Here is a 19,645-nt window from a genome sequence, read left to right on the forward strand (position 1 = left end):
CCGTATGACCACTGACCCGATCACCCCCGGCCGGACGGCTTCTCCGGCCGGGGGTGATCTGTTGCTGCCGCGGCCGCCAGGCGCCATCCGGCGGTTCTTCGCGGCGCATCCGGTGCTGGTCGACGCCCTGATCGCCGGCGTCTATCTGGTGCCGAGCCTGACGGCCGGCATCGTTGCGATCGTCATGGAGCCGAGCTGGCAGCTCGCCGCGCGCCTGGTGCTGCACGCCATCGCGGGGGCTGCGCTGTTCCTGCGCCGCCAGCGGCCGTGGGCGGTGTTCATCGTCGCCCTGGTGGTGATGCTGGCCGGTGTCACCCTCGCGCGCGACATCGACTTCGTGCCCGCTCTCTTCGCGCTCTATGCGCTGGCCGTCTACCGGTCGGCGCGCGCCGCGTGGATCGGCTTTGCGGCCTATTCGGCGGCGACAGTCATCGCGCTCACCACCGGCTGGCTCCTCGCGCAGGTGAACTTCTACACGCCGCTCGACAACGAACCGATCGCGTCGGGCGTCATCGTCATCGTCCTCGCCCTCGTGTGGGTGCTGATCGGCAACAACATCGGAGGTCGGCGCCGCTATCTCGCCGCCCTCATCGACCGGGCGCAGCAGCTCGCGCGCGAGCGCGACCAGCAGGCCGTGATCGCCGCTGCGGCGGAGCGCAGCCGCATCGCCCGCGAGATGCACGACATCGTGTCGCACAGTCTCACGGTGATGGTGACACTCGCAGACGGCTCCGCGGGGCTCGTCGCGACGGCCCCCGAACGGTCAGCGGATGCGATGCGGATGGTCGCAGAGACCGGGCGCTCGGCGCTGGGTGATATGCGGCGCCTGCTCGGCGTTCTGCGCGCGACCGAGGGGAACGGGGCCGAGCACGCGCCGCAGCCGGGTCTCGGCGAGCTCGGCGAGCTGGTCGAGCGCTTCCGCGCGGCGGGACTCCCGGTCCGCATCAGCGTGACCGGGACTCCGCCGACCGACACCGGGCAGCAGCTCACGGTCTTCCGGGTGGTGCAGGAGGCGCTCACCAATGCACTGCGATACGCCTCGCTCGCCACCACCGTCGAGGTGAGCATCACCTTCGCGGCCGATCGGATCTCCATCACCGTCGACGACGATGCCACCGTTCGAGGGACGCCGGGCCAGGGTTCCGGCCGCGGACTGCTCGGGCTGCGCGAGCGCGTCGGCCTGTACGGCGGCTCGCTTCAGGCCGGCCCACGCGCCGGGCGTGGGTGGCGCCTGCGCGCGGAGTTCGACGCCATCGCGCCGGCGGCGGCATCCTCGGCCAGCTCTGTTTCACCGCCCGACGCAGCATCTCCGACCGACTCAGCATCTCCGCCCGACTCAGCATCTTCGTCCGACTCAGCATCTCGGCCCACACCGCCCGCACCGCCCGCACCGATCTCGCCCAGGAGTTCTTCGTGACCGATCGTCCCCCCATCCGTGTGCTCCTCGTCGACGACCAGGCGCTCGTTCGTCTGGGCTTCCGCATGGTGCTCGACGCCGAGAGCGACCTGACCGTGGTCGGCGAGGCGGGCGACGGAGGCGAGGCCGTTCGGCTCGCCGTCGAGTCGCGTCCCGACGTCATCCTGATGGACGTGCGGATGCCGACGCTCGACGGAATCGAGGCCACGCGCCGGATCGTCGCCGCGAATCCGGATGCGCGGATCATCATCCTCACCACCTTCGACCTCGACGAGTACGCCTTCGGAGGGCTGCGAGCCGGCGCCAGCGGTTTCCTGCTGAAGGACGCCCGCCCGGCCGAGCTCACCGCTGCGATCCGCGCCGTGGCCGCCGGCGACGCGGCCATCTCCGGCCGCGTCACCCGCTCCATGCTGGAACTGTTCGCCGACGTGCTCCCCTCCTCCGCCGCGGCCGGCACTCCCTCCGCCGACCCGACGGCGGCGCTGACCCCGCGCGAGCGCGAGATCCTGCTGGCGATCGCCGAGGGTCTTTCGAACGGCGAGATCAGCGAGAAGTTCTTCCTGACCGAATCGACGGTCAAGACCCACGTGGGCCGGGTGCTCGCGAAGCTTCAGCTGCGCGACCGCGTGCACGCCGTGATCTTCGCGTACGACAACGGACTCGTCGAGCGCTGATCCCACAGCGGGCGGCCTGAGGGCGAGACCCAGCACCCGCCAAGGCGCGGCTCGGTAGGCTCGTATGCATATGTTGAAGCTGCAATCGAACTTCTGGACCGACCTCGGCGCGTGGGCCGTGGCGAGTGGATGGCTCCTCCTGCAGGTGGCGGCGATCATCCTCGGAGCCTTCCTGCTGAGCTGGATCCTGCGGGTGGTGATCAGGCGCGTCGTGCGCCAGATCGTCAGCGGTGTGAAGAAGAACCAGAACGTCACCGACACGCAGGCGCTGGTCGCGTCGCCGCTCGCCGCCGTGCGCGTAGTGCAGCGCACCCGAACGCTCGGCACCGTGCTGACGAACATCGTCAACGTGACGATCGGCATCATCGCGATCATCCTGGTCATCGACAAGCTCGCCCCCAACACGCTCGGCTCTCTCGCCCTGCTCACGGCCGCCCTCGGCGCCGGCCTCGGTTTCGGCGCCCAGAACATCGTCAAAGACGTGCTCAACGGTCTCTTCATGGTGATGGAGGACCAGCTCGGCGTCGGCGATATCGTGGACCTCGGGCCCGCGACCGGCGTCGTCGAGGGGGTCGGCATCCGGATCACGCAGGTGCGTGACGTCAACGGCGTGCTCTGGTACGTGCGCAACGGCGAGATCCTTCGGGTCGGCAACATGTCGCAGGGCTGGTCGCGCGTGATCATCGATCTCGCGGTGCCATACGACGCGGACGTCGAGGCCGTCGAGGCCAAAATGATGGAGACCGCGACGGCCCTGGCCACCAGCCCGAAGTGGCGGTCCCGCATCCTCGAGAAGCCCGAGATCTGGGGACTCGAATCGATCTCGGCCGAGGCCATGGTGATCCGCATCGTGCTCAAGACGCGCACGACCGCCAAAGACGACGTCTCCCGCGAGCTCCGGATGCGCCTCAAGACGGCGCTCGACGAGATGGGGGTCAAGCTGCCGTCGCTCAACGCGATCGTACTCAGCGGCTTCGACGGCGCGGCGAGCGTGACCGGCGCGAAACCGCCTCGCACCCGGCCGACGCCGGTCGTGAACGAGGCCCCGAAGGGGCGCAAGGCCCGCGCGGCCGCCAAGCGCGGCGCCACCGTCGCGTCCGACCCGCGCGCGCTCCGTCTGAAGGGCACCGCCATCGAGACGGGCACGGATGCGACGCAGAAGCCGGCGCCGTCCACGAAGGGGCCCGTCACGAAGCCCACCACGAAGCCGTCGACCACGTCCACGCCGACCGCGTCCGGCCCCGCCGAGCCGACTGAACCGCCCACGGCCGAACCGCCCAACACCAAGCCCCCCGCAGGAGTGACGTGACAATCCCCACCAGTCCCGAGAGCGCCGGAACGGTCCCGCCCAGTCCCGTCGTGCTCCGCTCGAGCGAGAACGGCGCCGGTGTCGAGCAGACCTTCTTCGAGCAGGTCGGCGGGCACGCGACGTTCAAACGCCTCGTCGACGCCTTCTATCGAGGCGTCGCCGGCGACCCGGTTCTCAAGCCGATGTATCCGGAAGAGGACCTCGAACCGGCAGCCGAGCGATTGACGCTGTTCCTCGAGCAGTATTGGGGCGGCCCCGGCACTTACAGCGAGCAGCGCGGTCACCCGCGGCTGCGCATGCGTCACACGCCGTTCAAGGTCAATCCCGACGCGCGCGACCGCTGGCTCGCGCACATGCGCGCTGCCGTCGAGGAACTCGACCTGCCTCCCCTGCAGGAGGAGACCCTCTGGGCCTACCTGGAGCGGGCGGCCTTCGCGATGGTGAACACCTTCGAGGAGTGACCGGCGGCGCTGTGGTCCGCCATGGGCCGCGGCGCGACTAGCGGCGCGACTCGCTCGCGAGCATCCGGATGGTGCGGTAGCAGCCGAGCGCGGCGAACGCCAGGGCGAGCACGATCTGCGGGAGATACGCGCTCCAGAGGTCGCCGTTGGTGAAGATGTTGCGCCAGAACAGGCTCCAGAACTGCGGCTCGCTAAGCGCCTCCGACAACGGGATGCCCACGGCCTGCACGAGGTCGGAGAAGATGCCGGCCAGCAGGCTCAGCACGACCGTGACGACGATGATCGCCAGAACGCCCCAGAACGACGCCCGCGTCACCCGTGCCTTCGAGCCGACCCGGTAGAGCCAGACGGCCCCGAACGAAACGCCGTACGACACGATCGACGCGATGAAGCCGATGTTCCAGAGCAGCACCCAGGCGGCGACGCCGACAGGGATCACCACCAAGGCGAGGGCGAGCCCGCGCGCGACGCGCTCCGGCTCCGGGACCGCGGGGCCGACCAGCTCAGGCGGCACCGAGACCTCGGGGGCGACGGGCTCGGCAGGAACGGTGGTCGACTGATCGTCGTGGGCGTCGGACATGGCGGCTACTCCCCCTCAGCGCGGATCTCGCGCGAGTCACAGCCTGCCACGCCCTACCCGCGCACCCGGCACGTGCGGACTCCCCCAGTCCGAGGGATGCGCCGCGGGAACGGATCGCTAGGAGGGGTGGGCCGCCAGCTCCGCCGCGTCGCGCTCCGCCTGGCTGCGCTCGACGCAGAACTCGTTGCCCTCCGGGTCCTGCATCACCACCCAGCCGCGGCCATCCGGCAGCCGGTGGTCGGCGAACACCGTCGCACCCATCGCGAGGAGTCGTTCGACCTCGTCATCCCTCGTGCCGTCGGTCGGTGCCACGTCGAGGTGCACCCGGTTCTTCACCGACTTCCCCTCCGGCACATTGATGAAGAGCAGCCGGGTGAGGCCATCCGGACTGATGATGAGGTTCTCCTCGTCATCCGGGCCATTGGGGTCGTCCGGGTCCTCCGCGAAGCCGGTCACCTGGGCCCAGAACAGGGACTGCTCGTAGGCATTCGCGCTGTCGAACGTGATGTGGTTGATTCGAACCGCCATACTCCACAGAATAGGCCTGGCCCGTACGAGCGCGGCAGGCCCCCGCCAGACCCGCCCCACCCGCCCGACCACCCCTGTGCCGAAGGAGACACCCGGATGACCAATGCAGTCACAGAGTCAGACGCCATCATCGTCGGAGCGGGCCTCGCCGGCCTGGTCGCGGCGTCGGAGCTCATCGACGCAGGCAAGCGCGTGACGATCGTCGAGCAGGAGCCCGCCGCGTCACTCGGCGGACAGGCGTGGTGGTCGTTCGGCGGCCTGTTCCTCATCGACTCGCCGGAGCAGCGCCGGATGGGCGTGAAGGACTCCCTTGCCCTCGCGCGCCAGGACTGGCTCGGCAGCGCCGGCTTCGATCGCGAGGAGGACCACTGGCCCAAGCGCTGGGCGGAGGCCTACCTGCAGTTCGCCGCCGGGGAGAAGCGCGCCTGGCTGCACGAGAAGGGTGTGCGCTTCTTCCCGATCGTCGGCTGGGCCGAACGCGGCTCGGGCATCGCGGGCGGCCACGGCAACTCGGTGCCGCGCTTCCACATCACGTGGGGCACCGGCCCCGGTGTCGTCGCACCGTTCGTGCGCCGCGTGCAGCAGGGGGTCGCCTCCGGTCTCGTCACGCTGCTGCACCGGCACCGCGTCGACGAGCTCATCGTCGAGGACGGACGCGTCACAGGCGTGCGCGGCGCGATCCTCGCCGACGACCCGGCACTCCGAGGGGCGCCCAGCTCCCGGGAAGTCGTCGGCGAGTTCGAGCTCAGCGCCACCGCCGTCGCGGTCACCAGCGGCGGGATCGGCGGCAATCACGACCTGGTTCGTGCCGCCTGGCCGGAACGGCTCGGCACTCCCCCGACGCACATGCTGTCCGGCGTCCCCGCGCACGTCGACGGCCGGATGCTCGGCATCAGCGAGGCGGCGGGAGCGCGCCTCATCAACGGCGACCGGATGTGGCACTACACCGAGGGCATCCAGAACTGGAACCCGGTGTGGCAGCAGCACGGCATCCGGATCCTGCCCGGCCCGTCGTCGCTGTGGCTCGACGCGTCGGGCGAGCGTCTCCCCGTGCCGCTGTTCCCCGGATTCGACACGCTCGGCACGCTGGAGCACCTGCGCACGACCGGCGCCGACTACAGCTGGTTCGTGCTCACCCAGAAGATCATCGAGAAGGAGTTCGCGCTGTCGGGCAGCGAGCAGAACCCCGACCTGACGAACAAAGACCTGCGGCTGCTGTCGAAGCGGATCGGTCCCGGGGCACCCGGGCCGGTCGAGGCGTTCAAGGAGAAGGGGGCCGACTTCGTCGTGGCCGACACACTCGACGAACTCCTGGCGGGGATGCAGCGACTCTCCGATGTGCCGCTCGACAGCGAGCGCGTCGCGCAGCACATCCAGGAGCGCGACCGTGAACTCGACAACGCGTTCAGCAAGGACCTCCAGCTGGCGGCCATCCGTGGGGCCAGGGAGTACCGCGGCGACAAGCTGATCCGGGTGGCCAGCCCGCACAAGCTGCTCGATCCGTCGGCGGGGCCGCTGATCGCGGTGAAGCTGCACATCCTGACCCGCAAGAGCCTCGGCGGAATCGAAACCGACCTCGACGGCCGTGTTCTCGGCGACGGCGGTGAGCCGGTCGCCGGACTCTACGCGGCGGGAGAGGCGAGCGGGTTCGGCGGTGGCGGCGTGCACGGGTACCGCGCCCTCGAGGGCACGTTCCTCGGCGGCTGCCTGTTCTCTGGCCGTCAGGTGGGCCGGGCGATCGCGCGCGGCTGACGCCCGGGCTGCCTGCCGCGGGGCGCTGTCGGACGGGGCGCTGCGGAGTGGGGCGCTGCGGGGTGAGGCGCTTCTGGGTGAGGCGCTGCGGCTACGCTCGCAGCGTCCAGGCCTGCCGGCGCACGAGCACGTGGCCGCGCTTCGTCGTGAGCCGCGTCCATGGGCCGGTCTCCAGGATGGACACCGGCTCGCCCTCGCCGAGGAAGCCGAGGCTCTCGGCGGCGAACGCCGCGCCCGCCGGAATGTACTCCAGCCCCTCGACCGGCTTGCCCCAGACCTCGGCTCGCACCCGCTGCACGAGCTGTTCGCCGGTGCCCGTCGGCACCGCTTCGGCCACCTCGGCGATGCCGTCCTTCGCCGTCTGCTGCAGCAGGTCGGCGGAGGCGTCGCCGACCGGCCGCCAGCCGCCCCGTGGCGGCGAGATGCCGGCCCAGGTGACCGTGGAGACCTCGAGCGGCATCCGGACCTCTACCGGGCCGTCGACGCCGTCGCCGACCGGGAGAGCTTCGGAGATCCGCGCCAGGCGATCGAGCAGCGACCGGATGGGCACCACCGCGTCGAACGCGACCTCCGGCTGGATGGCGAACGTGCGCAGACCGAGCACCGTCGGCGTCTGGTCGAGCAGGCCGCGCGGGTACAGGATCGCCGAGTACACGGCGAGGACGCCCGATCCGCCGATCAGGCGCACCGAACCTTCCTCCACCCGGGCCGCCCGGGACAGGTAGGTCTGCAGGTCGGACACGGAGAGGGAATCCAAGAGGGAGAATGACTGGCTCATCTGCTGTCTAAACTACCAAGAGACATCACAATGGAGGCACTGTGACCGAGCCCCTGGCATCCCTTCTGACCGCGCTCGATCTGACTGACACCGGCGCACGCACCAGTGAGGACATCTTCACCGGACCGTCGCAATGGATGCCCCTCGGGCGTGTCTTCGGCGGCCAGGTGCTCGCGCAGTCCATCGTGGCCGCCCAGCGCACCGTCCCCGACGACCGTTCTATCCACTCGATGCACGGTTACTTCCTGCGGCCGGGCGACGTCAACCTGCCGATCACCTTCTCGGTCGACCGCATCCACGACGGCCGGTCGTTCTCGACCAGGCGCACCCAGGCCTATCAGAGCGGGCTGCCCATCCTGTCGATGATCGCCTCGTTCCAAGACGACGACGAGGGCCTCGAGCACCAGATCGAGATGCCGGACGACCTGCCGGATCCCGAGTCGCTGCAGAGTTCGGCCGCAGTGCTGGCCGACATCGACCATCCGGTCGCGCAGTACTGGGCCAGCGACCGCCCGTTCGACATCCGGCACGTCACCTCGCCGATCTACTTCACGGTCGAGGGCGAGCAGGTGGCGCACCAGGCCGTGTGGTTCCGCGCGATCGGAACGCTGCCGGACGACCCCGAGCTGCACCGCGCCGCTCTCGCCTACGCCAGCGACTACTCGATCATGGAGTCCGTCATGCGACGGCACGGCGTCGCCTGGGCCACGCCCGGACTCAAGGCGGCGAGCCTGGACCACGCCATGTGGTGGCACCGCTACGCCCGGGTCGACGAGTGGCTGCTCTACCTGCAGGAGTCGCCGTCGGCCAGCGGCGGCAGAGGCCTCTCGCTCGGCCGTATCTACAGCCGTGACGGCCGGCTGATCGCCAGCGTGGCGCAGGAGGCGATGGTGCGGGTGCCGTAAGGCGCCGTCCCGTAGCCCGTCGCCTTCCAACCCGTCGCCCCCGGCCCCGTCTACCCGAAGGTGCTGCGCAGTAGCACGGTGCCGTCGGTCGCCGAGCGGATGTCGACGCTCGCGATCTTCGACAGCGGCACGCTGGTCGTGGCGACCGGCTCGACCGTCGATCCCGCCTGCGCCGTCCAGGTCGAGATCTGTGTGGCGACCCCGCTCCGGTCGGTGACGACCATCGCGTAGGTCCAGACCCGCCCCGACTCGCTCCCCGCCCACTCGGCGTAGCTGCACCGCGACTCGATACGGGTCCCCCACGGCTCGGAGACGAGCTTCAGGTCGGCACTCAACGCGCTCGGCTCGACCTGCGTCATCTGGACGCTCGTTCCGGCCTGCTGCGTGACGGGAGGCGCGACGAGCGACGGCACCACCACGGCCGAGATCGCGATCACGGCGGCCGCAGCGGCCAGCGCACCGGCGGTCCACCAGCGGCGACGAGTGCGGCGCCGTCGCGCCTCGCTCAGCAGTGCCGGAAGCAGTTGCGGGGCGGGCGCGACCGTCGGGTCGTCGAGCAGTGCGAACGCGTCGTCGGGGGCGACCCTGCCCAGGATGCCGGGGAGACCGGCCAGCTCCCCCATCGACGTGGCGCAGTCGCTGCACGTGCGCAGATGCTCCTCGTATGCGCGGCGCTCGGTGGGCGACAGCGCCCCGAGCACGTAGGCGCCGTCCCATGTCGCGAACTGGTCGTGAGTCGTCATCGCTCGGTCACCCCCCTCTCCTGCAGTGCGAGTCTCAGCGCGCGCAGCCCGTAATGGATGCGCGACTTGACGGTCCCCTCGGGAATGTCGAGCTCCCGTGATATCTCGGCGATCGAACGTCCGCCGTAGTACGCGTGAACGATCACCGCGCGGTGCTCGTCGGACAGCTCCGCGAGGGCGTCCGTCACCAACCAGGCGTCGAGCACGGCATCCGCCTCGTTCGGGCCACCGCGCTCGGGCAGCACATCGGTGCCGATCTCGTGGATGCTGTGGGCGCTGCGCTTGTCGTCGATCACCAGGTTGCGTGCCACCGTGAACATCCAGGCGCGCGCCGAGGACTGCGACTGGTCGAGCACCGCCGGCCGGCGCCAGGCGCGCAAGAGGGTCTCCTGAACGACGTCATCGGCCATCGCGCGGTCGCCGGTGAGGTGCACCACGTAGCGCCACACCGCCTGCGCGTGCTGATCGTGCAGCTCGCGGAGCAGTCGCGCGTCCTCGTTCGGCATGCACACCTCCACCAGATACACGAAGCCGCTTCAAAGAAGGTTCACCGTTTCACGGCCCCGCATTGAACCGTTCGCACGGCAGACTCGTGGATACCGGTATTACAACGCTACGCCGACCCGTGAGGACTCAGTATGACCGAACCGACTCCGCTCACCCGACGCACCCTCGTCTCGATCGGCGGAGCGTCCGCGGGCGCCCTGCTGCTCGCCGCGTGCACGTCCGATGGCGCGGCCGGCTCCGAATCGGGCTCCGTCACCGTGCCGCTCTCCTCGATCCCCGTGGGAGGCGCTGTCTCCGCGAAGCTCGGGTCGACGCCCGTCGTCGTCTCGCAGCCCACGGAAGGAAAGGTCGTGGCCTTCAGCGCGGTCTGCACGCACCAGGGCTGCACCGTCGCTCCGACGGGCAAAGAGTTCGACTGCCCGTGCCACGGCTCCCGCTTCGACGGGACGACCGGCGACGTGCTCCAGGGCCCGGCTCAGCAGCCGCTCGGCAAGCTGACCGCCTCGGTGTCGGGTGACACCGTCACCGTGACGAAGTAGCCGTCCCAGCGAGTTGCGCCGAATGTGCGGTCGCGCACGCTCCGAACCGCACATTCAACGCAAGTCGGCCACGCGGGTTGCGGCGGCCGCGGCGGCCGCGGCGGTCAGCCGCGCTTGGTGAACTGCACCGGCTCGTCGAGGTAGGGCGTCCAGGCCGCGCGCTCGCCGTCGTTGATGCGGCGCGGCCGCTCGCTCGCCGCATCCACCAGCACGATCGTCGTCGCGGCGCGCGCGTACAGGATGTCGGGCTCGGTTCCGCGGGGCGAGTGCACTTCGTAGCAGACCTCGAGGCTCGCGCCGCCGAGGCGTCCGAGCCAGAGCTGCACGTCGAGCGGCTGCCGCAGGTACGGGATCGGCGCCAGGTACTCGATCTCCTGCCGCGCGATCAGCGTGAGCGTGTCAGCACCCGGCCGCCCGTCGAGCACCGCCGTGCTCGCGCCGACCGCCTCTTCTGCGTCGTCGGTGATCCAGAACGCGATGATGCGCGCCTCCTCGAGGAGGCGGAGCATCTCCGCGTTGTTCACATGGCCGTAGGCGTCGAGGTCGCTCCAGCGGAGCCTGATCGGCACGTGCAGTCTCATCGTCTTCGCCTTCCTGCGTCGTTGCTTGCTGCGCCAGCTCTGTGCTGCGCCTGTTCTCCCGCTCGGCCGCGACGGATACGACGGCCGGGCGGGAGCGCGGGGCTCAGTCGCGGGTGAGCTTGCGGTACGCGGAGCGGTGCGGCTTGGCCGCGTCCGGGCCGAGGCGCTCGATCTTGTTCTCCTCGTACGCCTCGAAGTTGCCCTCGAACCAGTACCAGTTGGCCGGGTCCTCCTCGGTGCCTTCATAGGCGAGGATGTGCGTGGCGATGCGGTCGAGGAACCACCGGTCGTGTGTGATCACGACGGCGCAACCCGGGAACTCGAGCAACGCGTTCTCGAGGCTCGAGAGCGTCTCGACGTCGAGGTCGTTGGTCGGCTCGTCGAGCAGCAGGAGGTTTCCGCCCTGCTTGAGCGTCAGCGCCAGGTTGAGGCGGTTGCGCTCACCACCGGAGAGCACGCCGGCCTTCTTCTGCTGGTCCGGTCCCTTGAACCCGAAGGTCGAGACGTAGGCGCGCGACGGCACCTCCATCTTGCCGACCTGGATGTAGTCGAGCCCGTCGGACACGACCTCCCAGAGGCTCTTGTTCGGGTCGATGCCGCCGCGGGACTGGTCGACGTACGAGATCTCGACCGTCTCACCGATCTTGAGGTCACCGCCGTCGAGCGGTTCGAGACCGACGATCGTCTTGAACAGCGTCGTCTTTCCCACGCCGTTCGGGCCGATGACGCCGACGATGCCGTTGCGCGGAAGCGTGAAGGTGAGACCGTCGATGAGTTTGCGGTCCGCGAACCCCTTCTCGAGGTTCTTCGCGTCGATCACGATCTGGCCGAGGCGCGGGCCCGGCGGGATCTGGATCTCTTCGAAGTCGAGCTTTCTGGTGCGCTCCGCCTCGGCCGCCATCTCCTCGTAGCGCGCCAGACGCGCCTTCGACTTCGCCTGGCGTCCCTTCGCGTTGCTGCGCACCCAGTCGAGCTCTTCGGAAAGCCGCTTGGAGAGCTTGGCGTCCTTCTTGCCCTGGACCTCGAGTCGAGCCTGCTTCTTCTCGAGGTAGGTCGAGTAGTTGCCTTCGTACGGGTACAGGTGACCGCGGTCGACCTCGGCGATCCACTCGGCCACGTGGTCGAGGAAGTACCGGTCGTGGGTCACGGCGAGCACAGCACCGTGATACTTGGCCAGGTGCTGCTCGAGCCAGAGCACGCTCTCGGCGTCGAGGTGGTTGGTGGGCTCGTCGAGGAGCAGCAGGTCGGGCTTCTGGAGCAGGAGCTTGCAGAGCGCGACGCGGCGCTTCTCACCACCGGAGAGGCTCGTGACCGGCCAGTCCCCCGGCGGGCAGCGGAGCGCATCCATCGCCTGCTCGAGCTGCGAGTCGAGGTCCCACGCGTCTGCGGCGTCGATCTTCTCCTGCAGCGTGCCCATCTCGGCGAGCAGGGTGTCGAAATCGGCGTCGGGGTCGGCGAGCAGCCCGGAGATCTCGTTGAAGCGGTCGACGTACGACTTGATCTCGCCGACGCCCTCCTGCACGTTCTCCAACACCGTCTTGCTCTCGTCGAGCAGCGGCTCCTGCATCAGGATGCCCACCGAGTAACCGGGCGTGAGCTTGGCTTCGCCGTTGCTCGGGGTGTCGAGCCCCGCCATGATCTTGAGGATGGTCGACTTACCCGCACCGTTCGGGCCGACGACACCGATCTTCGCCCCCGGCAGGAACGACATGGTCACGTCGTCGAGAATCAGCTTGTCGCCGACCGCTTTGCGGGCGCGCACCATCGAGTAAATGTATTCGGCCATGCAAACAAGTCTAATTGGCTGCCGCACCGCGCTTGTCCGCCGCCGAGATCGGCGAATACCGTCGTCAGGGGTAGGTCAGCCCATCTGAGCGGCGGCGTGGCATCATGTTGGTCGAGTCACTGCGTCGACATAGTCAGGAGGAGTCAGAATTGGACTGCGTGGCTCTGGTGGCGGGGCGCGGTGGTACGGCATAACGATCCAGCTCCTCTTCGTCGGCTCCATCACGTTTGGTCTTTCGAACCCCGACCCGACGCAGACACCGCTCAGTCGTTCTTTGCAGCCTCTCGCCGCCACGGCCGCGATCTGTCTCATGATCCTCGGGATACGCACAGTCTTCGTAGGGGTCTATTTCGCCCCCGACCGTCTCACTATCCGAAGCTGGTTTCGTACGTACACGGTCCCGCTTGATTCGTCCGCTCGCTGTGACACGACCGCCTGGAGCGGCTTCATCACAGAAGGCTACGACTCGGGCATCTGGCGGATGCTGACCTTCTCGTGGACCGAGGCCGGGCGTCGCCGGACGCGAGGACATCCCGCCACCGTGGCTGGGCGGCACCACGCGCGGCAGCAGGCCGCCGTCATCAACGCTTTCATCTCGGCGGCAGCGTCGCACCCGTCGCCGAGCCTCGTCCAGGATTATGCGCGGGGCCAGGCATGGAGAGCGATCGTGAACGAGAAGCGAGCGCAGCAGAAGCCCACCGTTTTCACCGGTTTCGCCTGGTTGGGCCTTGCTCGTTACTCAGACGTGCCGAGAGCTGAAGATCCGATCGGCCTCGAAAAGCGCTCCCGGTCGAGCCGTCATTGACGAATAGGTTCGCGTGAGTGGTCACGTATTGTCGCTGGCCGGTCCGGAACCGCGTGTGTGGCGACAGTTGGTGACCGCTCACGCTCGTGCACCGCCAGCGCCCTGTGGATAAACGCGGGGCACGGCTCGACACACGGCTCGACGCACTCCCTGCACGGGCATCCACCACCGCCGGCGCGAGCTACCAGTCGATCGCGCGGGTCTGTCCGATGAGGCACGAACCTGTTCCGAGCACCGGGGTGACCTGGCTGCTGTAGCCGCCGGCATCCGCACCGTTCTGGCCGATGAGGCAGCTGTCGCCCATGCGCACCGAGAACTGGATCGAATTCGCCTTAAGGCCGATCGTCGTCGTATCCGGAGTGACCTGCATGTCGGCCTTCACGAAGCCCGCCGCCACGAGCGCGTCGATGAAGTCGCGGCCCTGCGCGGCAGGCTTGGCCGCGAGGGTGGCCTTGTTGACCTTGTTGAAGAACGGCAGATTCTGCTGCGCCGTTCCATCGGGGTGCAACTCGACGGCACTCGGGGTCGGGCTCGGCGTCGTCGTCGCCGTCGGGCTCGCGGTCGCGGTGCTCGGGGTCGGCGCGGGGCCGCCGCCGACGCATCCGCTCAGCAGAACCGAGACCACGATGGCCCCCGTCGCTGCACCCCAGACCCCTGCCGCGCGCCCCCGGGATCGACGGACGATCGGGAGGCGTCGCACGTCGGTCATCTCGTCTCCGTTGCGGTAGCGGTGGGGGCGAAAGCCATTCTAGAAGGGCACCGCGGGTGAATCCTCCGCGGTCACCGGGAGAGCCCAGCCGTCCGCGTCGCGATCGATCCCGGCCCCGGCAGGGGCTGCGTGAACGTCTCCGTCGCCGCGCGACCCGCTCGACAGCCGTCCCGATGCGTCCGACCCGTCGCCCGGCATCCCGGTGTCCTCAGCCGCAGCTCCACCTGCCGCGTCTCGCTCTGCCGCGTCGCCGTGCGCATTGCCGCCCTGCATCCCGCCACCAGGCGCCCCCTCACCGTGCCCGTCGATCGGCGCCGAGCGGATCGTGCGCGCGAACGACGCGCTGCCCCAACCGAGATCGTGACCGACCGCATCCGCGTCGATCTCGACCACGATCCCCGAGCGGTCGTCGTTCTCCCACTCCCGAACGCTCAGCCGGCCGGAGACGATCACCGGGTCGCCCTTCGAGACGCAGGAGGCGACGTTGAGCGCGAGCTGCCGGAATGCCGTGACGGTGTACCAGTTGGTGCCCGTGTTTTCCCACGCCTGGGTCTGCCGGTTGAACCGGCGACGCGACGCGGCGAGGCGGAACGTCGTGATGGGCAGCCCCTCGGCCGTGACGAGGTGGTTGGGGGCGGTGGCGACGAAGCCGCGCGTGGCCAGGGAATCGTTCATGGTGCTCTCCTTCGGAACCTCGGAACATCGCCGGATGGCGGTGCTGACGAGTCTCGGACGGATGAGCATCCGGAAACCGCGTGCGCATCAACCTGGGGAAAGGCTCTCGACACGAGCGCCTGTGGAGGCGGGAGGCGGGAGCCGGGAGACCCCTTAGGCCGCGATCACGTACTGCGAATACGAAGCGCGGATCTTGTTCACCTTCGGCTGCGCGACGGCGAGACAGTAGCCCTGACCCGGGTTCTTCGCGAAGAAGTCCTGGTGGTACTCCTCGGCGCGGTAGAACGTGCCGAGTGGCTCGAGCGTGGTGACGATCGTGCCGTCCCAGTACGTCGCCGCCCGCTCGAGGGCAGCCTCGAACAGCGCCTTCTGCTCGTCGCCGTCGTAGAACATCGCCGAGCGGTACTGGGTGCCGACGTCGGCGCCCTGACGGTTGAGCTGCGTCGGGTCGTGGAGCGTGAAGAACACGTCGAGGATCACGGATGCGGGGATCACCTCGGGATCGAAGGTCACGGCGACCGCCTCGGCGTGACCGGTGGTCCCGGTGCAGACCTCCTCGTAGGTGGGGTCGACCGTCGTGCCGCCGGTGTAGCCCGACACGACATCCTGCACCCCGCGGAGCACGCGGTAGACCGCATCCAGACACCAGAAGCAGCCTCCGGCGATGACGAACGTCTGCATGGGAACCCTTTCGTTGCGACGCGCACCATTCTCCTACGATGTGGACATGACTTATGTTCCGGCGGACGACCGCTACGACACGATGACCTACAACCGCAGCGGACGCAGCGGCCTCAAGCTGCCCGCACTGTCGCTCGGCCTCTGGCACAACTTCGGCGACGAGCGCCCGATCGAGACCCAGCGGGCCATCGTGCGGCGCGCGTTCGACCTCGGCATCACGCACTTCGACCTAGCGAACAACTACGGGCCGCCTGCCGGCACCGCCGAGACCAACTTCGGTCGCCTGCTGCGCGAAGATCTGGCCCCGTACCGTGACGAGATCGTCATCTCCAGCAAGGCCGGCTATTACATGTGGCCCGGCCCGTACGGCGAGTGGGGCTCCCGCAAGAACCTGCTCTCGTCGCTCGACCAGAGTCTCGCGCGCCTCGGCACCGACTACGTCGACATCTTCTACTCGCACCGTCCCGACCCCGAGACGCCGATCGAGGAGACCATGGGCGCGCTCGCCAGCGCCGTGCAGCAGGGCAAGACCCTGTACGTCGGCATCTCGAACTACGACCCGGAGCAGACCCGCGCCGCGGCCGCCGCGCTGGCCGAGCACAAGATCCCCCTGCTGATCCACCAGCCGCGCTACTCGATGTTCGACCGTCACATCGAAGACGGCCTCTTCCCGGTGCTCGACGAGATCGGTGCCGGGAGCATCGTGTTCTCGCCGCTCGCTCAGGGAATGCTCACCGACCGCTACCTCGACGGCACGGTCCCCGCCGGTTCGCGCGCGGCAACCAGTCACTTCCTGTCGGAGAAGCAGCTGAGCCCCGTCTACCTCGAACGGGCCCGTGCGCTGAATGAGATCGCTGCCTCACGCGGCCAGTCCCTCGCTCAGCTGGCGCTGCGCTGGGTGCTGCGCCAGCCCGCGGTGACCAGTGCGCTGATCGGCGCGTCGAGCGTCGCGCAGCTCGAACAGAACGTCGCGGCCCTGGATGCTCCCCCGCTGACTGCGGACGAGATCGCCGCCATCGAGCCGTACGCGGTCGACGGCACCGAGCACCTCGAAGACTGACGTAGCAAGCCGGCACAACTCCGGAACGACGGGCGCAAACAGGCCCGCGTTCCGGAGTTGTGCGCTTTCACACGGCGTGTCGGCCCGGAGTTCCGGATGAACGCGACCGGAGTGCGCCCGCGACCGGTCACGGGAGCGTCACGACTCCGCGACACTGCGCGCGAGGTCCCGGAAGAGCGGCCCATCCGGAGTTAACATCGCGCCATGCAGTGGTGGAATGACTTCGTAGACTGGCTCACATCGTCGGACGCTCAGCCGATGATCTTCAATGCGGTGGTGCTCGCGGTTGCCGTGATCGTCGCCGGGTTGCTCGCAGCCTGGATCGCGCGCGGCGCGATCAAGGGCCTGCTCTCCCGCACCGATCGCGCGCAGAAGGCGTCGGCCATCGCGGCCCTCGTCGACGCGGCGACCGAGGCATCCGTATGGAATTCCCTGACCCCCGGCGAACAGGTCCTCTCGGACCGCGCCGTCGGCCAGGCCGACATCATGGTGCGCCTGCTCCCCATCAAGGGCGCCGGTATCGCCGCCAACTGGGCCGGACACCAGCTTGCAGAGATGAAGCGCGCGTCCGCCACCTTCGGCTATCAGCTCGACCCCGCGATCGCCGAGTTCCGCGACCGCCTGATCGAGTGGCAGAACAAGCCGGGCCGCGCCCGCAAGATCTTCCAGGGCGACCTCGAGCGCTGGCGGTTCGAGAACAACGACTCGGAGCGCCAGCTCATCGCCCAGCAGGACGCCTGGGTCGCCGACCAGCATCACCAGCAGTACGTCCCCGTCGCCCAGAACGACACGGCGGACCCGTTCGGAGTCGGCAACGCCGACACGGTCGCGCCCGCATCACCGATCCCGTCCGACACGGTGCCGTCCAACACGGTCCCGTCCGACACCGCTCCGACCTCGAAGCTGTCGCAGCCCGTCTGACCGACGCGCACTTCCACCCGAACGAGAGAGGGCCGGCGGATCATCCGCCGGCCCTCTTCCGTTGCTGCAGCCCTACTTCGAGTAGTCGCCCCGCTCGTGCCACCACTCGTCGAACATGCTGGCCGGAACACGCCGCTTGTGCTCGGTGGCCAGGTACCGGGCCTCGATGGCGCTCGCCACCTCATCCGGAACATCGCGGCCCTCGAGGAAGTCGTCGATGTCCGCATAGGTCAGGCCGAGGTTGTCCTCGTCGGTCTGGCCCGGCGTGTGGTCGAGGAGGTCGGCGGTGGGCGCCTTGGTGTAGAGCCGCTCCGGCGCCTCGAGGTGCTCGAGCAGCGCGCGCCCTTGACGCTTGGTGAGCCCGGTGAGGGGCAGGATGTCCGTTCCGCCGTCGCCGTACTTGGTGAAGAATCCCGTGACCGCCTCGGCGGCGTGGTCCGTGCCGACCACGAGAAGGCGGCGCTGGCCCGCGATCGCGTACTGGGCGACCATGCGCGCGCGCGCCTTCACGTTGCCCTTCGTGAAGTCGCTCATCTCGTCGCCGACGGCGTCGCGGTACTCGTCCTGGAAGCCATCGACGCCGCGCTTGATGTTGAACGTCACCGTGCGCTGGGGGCGGATGAACGAGAGCGCGAGCTGCGCGTCGTCTTCGTCGTGCTGCACCGAGTACGGCAGCCGCACGGCGATGAACTCGGCCTCGACCCCTTGCTCGGCGAGTCGCTCGACCGCGAGCTGGCTGAGCCGGCCGGCGAGCGAGGAATCCTGCCCGCCGCTGATGCCGAGCACGTACCCGGACGCGCCCGTGTTCTTGAGGTACTCCACGAGGAAGCCGACCCGCTTCTCGATCTGGGCCGCCGGGTCGATGGTCGGGCTGACGTTGAGTTCCTCGATGATTCTGGCCTGGAGATCACGCATGCAGCCACCCTAGCGCCGGCGCGTTTCGGTCATGTGAACACCGCCGGGATGCGCGCCACGAGTAGCATCGCGGCATGGATCCCACGGTCGGCACCATCATCCTGCTCCCCCTGATTGCGGTCGGCGCCTCGTTGCTCGCGAACGCCGTGGGGAAGGTCGCCAAGATCCCCCTGGTGGTCTTCGAGATCCTGCTCGGACTGCTCGTCGGTCCGAGCGTGCTCGGCTGGATCCCGAAGTCGGACGGAGTCGACTTCCTGGCGAACTTCGGGCTCGCCTTCCTCTTCTTCATGGCCGGCAACGAGATCGACTTCGCCTCGATCAAGGGGCGTCCGCTCGGTCGTGCCTCGATCGGCTGGCTCGTCTCGCTGGTGCTCGGTGTGGTGCTCGGGATCGTGCTCGCCCCCGACCCGATCGCCGGAGTCTACATCGGGATCGCCCTCACCTCGACGGCGCTCGGCACGCTGATGCCGGTGCTGCGCGACGCGGGCGAGCTCAAGACGCCGTTCGGTCTGGCGGTGACCGCGGTCGGCGCCATCGGCGAGTTCGGACCTCTGGTCGCCATCTCGCTCTTCCTCAGCGGCCGCAGACCTCTGGCGGCAGCCCTCGTGCTGATCGGCTTCGCCATCGTCGCTGGGCTGGGGATCTGGCTCGCCTCGAGGGGTACGCACGAGCGCTTCCACCGCCTGGTGCGCGCGACGCTGCACACGAGTGGACAGTTCGCCGTCCGCTTCGTCGTTCTGGTCATCGCAGCCCTCGTGGGCCTGAGCGTCGCGCTCGGCCTCGACATGCTGCTGGGCGCCTTCGCCGCCGGCGTCATCTGCCGGGTGCTGCTGCAGGGCGCGAGCAAGCCGGATGCCGAACTGGTCGAGGGCAAGCTGGAGGCGGTCGCCTTCGGTGTCGTGGTGCCCATCTTCTTCATAAACACGGGCATCGGATTCGACCTGCCGGCCCTCCTCGGCGACCCGCACGCCCTTCTGCTGCTGCCGATCTTCGTGGTGCTGCTGCTGATCGTCCGCGGGATCCCCGGCTCCTTCGCTGCTCCGCGCGGCGCGACGTTCGCCGACCGCAGCGCCCTCACCCTGTTCAGCGCCACCGGTCTGCCCATCATCGTGGCCGTGACGAATATCGCCCTCGACGAGCACGCCCTCTCGAAAGGAACGGCGACCGCGCTGGTCGGGGCCGGGATGCTCTCGGTGCTGCTGTTCCCGATCATCGCGCTGACCCTGCGCAAGCGGTCGAGCGATGGCGGCCTGCGGTCGCCCGACACCGATCGGGTGCCGATCGTCGGCTAGCCAGTGCCGGCCCGCGCCGGTTGGCGC

22 protein-coding genes are annotated in these 19,645 nt (G+C 69.0%); 11 read left to right on the forward strand and 11 right to left on the reverse strand.

Annotation, left to right across the window (positions count from 1 at the left end; translation table 11 throughout):
- The first annotated feature begins 4 nt into the window (after window positions 1–4).
- The 4 genes from AC1DB1_RS07895 to AC1DB1_RS07910 all read left to right on the forward strand — a co-directional run bounded on the left by AC1DB1_RS07895 (window position 5) and on the right by AC1DB1_RS07910 (window position 3,861).
- On the forward strand, window positions 5–1,417 hold the full coding sequence (locus AC1DB1_RS07895) for a sensor histidine kinase (protein ID WP_477200351.1): 1,413 nt from the start codon (window positions 5–7) through the stop codon (window positions 1,415–1,417).
- Window positions 1,414–2,091, forward strand: a complete 678-nt coding sequence (locus AC1DB1_RS07900) for a response regulator (protein ID WP_477200352.1) — start codon at window positions 1,414–1,416, stop codon at window positions 2,089–2,091. Before AC1DB1_RS07895 ends, AC1DB1_RS07900 begins: the two co-directional genes overlap by 4 nt.
- Window positions 2,092–2,161: 70 nt before the next feature.
- Window positions 2,162–3,400, forward strand: a complete 1,239-nt coding sequence (locus AC1DB1_RS07905; RefSeq protein WP_477200353.1) for a mechanosensitive ion channel family protein — start codon at window positions 2,162–2,164, stop codon at window positions 3,398–3,400.
- A 50-nt stretch (window positions 3,401–3,450) separates the two neighbouring features.
- Window positions 3,451–3,861: a globin gene (locus AC1DB1_RS07910; protein WP_477200555.1), complete on the forward strand. Its 411-nt coding sequence runs from the start codon at window positions 3,451–3,453 to the stop codon at window positions 3,859–3,861.
- 37 nt (window positions 3,862–3,898) lie between these two features.
- Here the strand turns inward: AC1DB1_RS07910 and AC1DB1_RS07915 are convergent, their stop codons facing one another.
- Both AC1DB1_RS07915 and AC1DB1_RS07920 read right to left on the reverse strand, forming a co-directional pair.
- Complete coding sequence (locus tag AC1DB1_RS07915) at window positions 3,899–4,441, reverse strand: hypothetical protein (protein WP_477200354.1); 543 nt, start codon at window positions 4,439–4,441, stop codon at window positions 3,899–3,901.
- A 117-nt stretch (window positions 4,442–4,558) separates the two neighbouring features.
- On the reverse strand, window positions 4,559–4,969 hold the full coding sequence (locus AC1DB1_RS07920) for a VOC family protein (RefSeq protein ID WP_477200355.1): 411 nt from the start codon (window positions 4,967–4,969) through the stop codon (window positions 4,559–4,561).
- Between the two features lie 96 nt (window positions 4,970–5,065).
- On the opposite strand from AC1DB1_RS07920, the gene AC1DB1_RS07925 reads away from it, so the two are divergent.
- A complete protein-coding gene (locus AC1DB1_RS07925) occupies window positions 5,066–6,721 on the forward strand; it encodes an FAD-binding dehydrogenase (protein ID WP_477200356.1) in 1,656 nt (551 codons plus the stop codon).
- Window positions 6,722–6,812: 91 nt separating this feature from the next.
- Here AC1DB1_RS07925 and AC1DB1_RS07930 read toward each other — a convergent pair whose 3' ends face one another.
- Window positions 6,813–7,499, reverse strand: coding sequence for a DUF8185 domain-containing protein (locus AC1DB1_RS07930; RefSeq protein WP_477200357.1), 687 nt, complete (start codon window positions 7,497–7,499; stop codon window positions 6,813–6,815).
- A gap of 41 nt (window positions 7,500–7,540) precedes the next feature.
- Here AC1DB1_RS07930 and AC1DB1_RS07935 point away from each other — a divergent pair, with 41 nt between their 5' ends.
- On the forward strand, window positions 7,541–8,404 hold the full coding sequence (locus AC1DB1_RS07935; protein ID WP_271178473.1) for an acyl-CoA thioesterase: 864 nt from the start codon (window positions 7,541–7,543) through the stop codon (window positions 8,402–8,404).
- 50 nt (window positions 8,405–8,454) lie between these two features.
- Here AC1DB1_RS07935 and AC1DB1_RS07940 read toward each other — a convergent pair whose 3' ends face one another.
- On the reverse strand, window positions 8,455–9,147 hold the full coding sequence (locus AC1DB1_RS07940; protein WP_477200358.1) for a zf-HC2 domain-containing protein: 693 nt from the start codon (window positions 9,145–9,147) through the stop codon (window positions 8,455–8,457).
- A complete protein-coding gene (locus AC1DB1_RS07945) occupies window positions 9,144–9,653 on the reverse strand; it encodes a sigma-70 family RNA polymerase sigma factor (RefSeq protein ID WP_271178471.1) in 510 nt (169 codons plus the stop codon). The genes AC1DB1_RS07940 and AC1DB1_RS07945 overlap by 4 nt, the downstream gene beginning before the upstream one ends.
- Window positions 9,654–9,785: 132 nt before the next feature.
- Here AC1DB1_RS07945 and AC1DB1_RS07950 point away from each other — a divergent pair, with 132 nt between their 5' ends.
- Entirely contained in the window at window positions 9,786–10,193 is a 408-nt protein-coding gene (locus AC1DB1_RS07950) for a QcrA and Rieske domain-containing protein (RefSeq protein ID WP_271178470.1), read from the forward strand.
- Between the two features lie 104 nt (window positions 10,194–10,297).
- Here AC1DB1_RS07950 and AC1DB1_RS07955 read toward each other — a convergent pair whose 3' ends face one another.
- Window positions 10,298–10,774 carry an acyl-CoA thioesterase gene (locus AC1DB1_RS07955; RefSeq protein ID WP_343881455.1) on the reverse strand — a complete coding sequence of 159 codons (477 nt, stop codon included), beginning with the start codon at window positions 10,772–10,774 and terminating at the stop codon, window positions 10,298–10,300.
- Window positions 10,775–10,877: 103 nt separating this feature from the next.
- Window positions 10,878–12,560 (reverse strand): energy-dependent translational throttle protein EttA, encoded by a 1,683-nt coding sequence (ettA, locus tag AC1DB1_RS07960; RefSeq protein ID WP_271178469.1) that lies wholly within the window; start codon window positions 12,558–12,560, stop codon window positions 10,878–10,880.
- A gap of 274 nt (window positions 12,561–12,834) precedes the next feature.
- On the opposite strand from ettA, the gene AC1DB1_RS07965 reads away from it, so the two are divergent.
- Window positions 12,835–13,365, forward strand: a complete 531-nt coding sequence (locus tag AC1DB1_RS07965) for a hypothetical protein (RefSeq protein ID WP_477200359.1) — start codon at window positions 12,835–12,837, stop codon at window positions 13,363–13,365.
- 181 nt (window positions 13,366–13,546) lie between these two features.
- Here the strand turns inward: AC1DB1_RS07965 and AC1DB1_RS07970 are convergent, their stop codons facing one another.
- The 3 genes from AC1DB1_RS07970 to msrA form a co-directional block, all read right to left on the reverse strand.
- The gene (locus AC1DB1_RS07970) at window positions 13,547–14,074 is read right to left on the reverse strand and encodes a DUF6993 domain-containing protein (RefSeq protein WP_477200360.1); all 528 of its coding nucleotides are present in this window, start codon (window positions 14,072–14,074) and stop codon (window positions 13,547–13,549) included.
- Between the two features lie 39 nt (window positions 14,075–14,113).
- Window positions 14,114–14,749: a single-stranded DNA-binding protein gene (locus AC1DB1_RS07975; protein WP_477200361.1), complete on the reverse strand. Its 636-nt coding sequence runs from the start codon at window positions 14,747–14,749 to the stop codon at window positions 14,114–14,116.
- Between the two features lie 153 nt (window positions 14,750–14,902).
- Window positions 14,903–15,430, reverse strand: a complete 528-nt coding sequence (gene msrA, locus AC1DB1_RS07980; protein WP_477200362.1) for a peptide-methionine (S)-S-oxide reductase MsrA — start codon at window positions 15,428–15,430, stop codon at window positions 14,903–14,905.
- Window positions 15,431–15,476: 46 nt separating this feature from the next.
- Here msrA and AC1DB1_RS07985 point away from each other — a divergent pair, with 46 nt between their 5' ends.
- Window positions 15,477–16,490, forward strand: coding sequence for an aldo/keto reductase (locus AC1DB1_RS07985; RefSeq protein ID WP_477200363.1), 1,014 nt, complete (start codon window positions 15,477–15,479; stop codon window positions 16,488–16,490).
- Window positions 16,491–16,694: 204 nt separating this feature from the next.
- A complete protein-coding gene (locus tag AC1DB1_RS07990; protein WP_271178464.1) occupies window positions 16,695–17,411 on the forward strand; it encodes a hypothetical protein in 717 nt (238 codons plus the stop codon).
- A gap of 72 nt (window positions 17,412–17,483) precedes the next feature.
- On the opposite strand, the gene nadE is transcribed toward AC1DB1_RS07990, so the two are convergent.
- Complete coding sequence (gene nadE / locus AC1DB1_RS07995) at window positions 17,484–18,326, reverse strand: ammonia-dependent NAD(+) synthetase (RefSeq protein ID WP_271178463.1); 843 nt, start codon at window positions 18,324–18,326, stop codon at window positions 17,484–17,486.
- Window positions 18,327–18,400: 74 nt separating this feature from the next.
- Here nadE and AC1DB1_RS08000 point away from each other — a divergent pair, with 74 nt between their 5' ends.
- Window positions 18,401–19,618, forward strand: coding sequence for a cation:proton antiporter (locus AC1DB1_RS08000; RefSeq protein ID WP_271178462.1), 1,218 nt, complete (start codon window positions 18,401–18,403; stop codon window positions 19,616–19,618).
- The last annotated feature ends 27 nt before the right edge of the window (window positions 19,619–19,645 follow it).

Source organism: Leifsonia sp. 10N434, from assembly GCF_056394405.1.

What these genes read in the sequence shown, in the direction of transcription:
- AC1DB1_RS07905 (WP_477200353.1), top strand. Translation starts at nt 2,162, where the DNA reads ATGTTGAAGCTGCAATCGAACTTCTGGACCGACCTCGGCGCGTGGGCC.
- AC1DB1_RS07930 (WP_477200357.1), bottom strand. Translation starts at nt 7,499, where the DNA reads ATGAGCCAGTCATTCTCCCTCTTGGATTCCCTCTCCGTGTCCGACCTG.
- AC1DB1_RS07915 (WP_477200354.1), bottom strand. Translation starts at nt 4,441, where the DNA reads ATGTCCGACGCCCACGACGATCAGTCGACCACCGTTCCTGCCGAGCCC.
- AC1DB1_RS07990 (WP_271178464.1), top strand. Translation starts at nt 16,695, where the DNA reads ATGCAGTGGTGGAATGACTTCGTAGACTGGCTCACATCGTCGGACGCT.
- msrA (WP_477200362.1), bottom strand. Translation starts at nt 15,430, where the DNA reads ATGCAGACGTTCGTCATCGCCGGAGGCTGCTTCTGGTGTCTGGATGCG.
- AC1DB1_RS07895 (WP_477200351.1), top strand. Translation starts at nt 5, where the DNA reads ATGACCACTGACCCGATCACCCCCGGCCGGACGGCTTCTCCGGCCGGG.
- nadE (WP_271178463.1), bottom strand. Translation starts at nt 18,326, where the DNA reads ATGCGTGATCTCCAGGCCAGAATCATCGAGGAACTCAACGTCAGCCCG.
- AC1DB1_RS07955 (WP_343881455.1), bottom strand. Translation starts at nt 10,774, where the DNA reads ATGAGACTGCACGTGCCGATCAGGCTCCGCTGGAGCGACCTCGACGCC.
- AC1DB1_RS08000 (WP_271178462.1), top strand. Translation starts at nt 18,401, where the DNA reads ATGGATCCCACGGTCGGCACCATCATCCTGCTCCCCCTGATTGCGGTC.
- AC1DB1_RS07940 (WP_477200358.1), bottom strand. Translation starts at nt 9,147, where the DNA reads ATGACGACTCACGACCAGTTCGCGACATGGGACGGCGCCTACGTGCTC.
- AC1DB1_RS07985 (WP_477200363.1), top strand. Translation starts at nt 15,477, where the DNA reads ATGACTTATGTTCCGGCGGACGACCGCTACGACACGATGACCTACAAC.
- AC1DB1_RS07925 (WP_477200356.1), top strand. Translation starts at nt 5,066, where the DNA reads ATGACCAATGCAGTCACAGAGTCAGACGCCATCATCGTCGGAGCGGGC.
- AC1DB1_RS07920 (WP_477200355.1), bottom strand. Translation starts at nt 4,969, where the DNA reads ATGGCGGTTCGAATCAACCACATCACGTTCGACAGCGCGAATGCCTAC.
- ettA (WP_271178469.1), bottom strand. Translation starts at nt 12,560, where the DNA reads ATGGCCGAATACATTTACTCGATGGTGCGCGCCCGCAAAGCGGTCGGC.
- AC1DB1_RS07975 (WP_477200361.1), bottom strand. Translation starts at nt 14,749, where the DNA reads ATGAACGATTCCCTGGCCACGCGCGGCTTCGTCGCCACCGCCCCCAAC.
- AC1DB1_RS07950 (WP_271178470.1), top strand. Translation starts at nt 9,786, where the DNA reads ATGACCGAACCGACTCCGCTCACCCGACGCACCCTCGTCTCGATCGGC.
- AC1DB1_RS07945 (WP_271178471.1), bottom strand. Translation starts at nt 9,653, where the DNA reads ATGCCGAACGAGGACGCGCGACTGCTCCGCGAGCTGCACGATCAGCAC.
- AC1DB1_RS07970 (WP_477200360.1), bottom strand. Translation starts at nt 14,074, where the DNA reads ATGACCGACGTGCGACGCCTCCCGATCGTCCGTCGATCCCGGGGGCGC.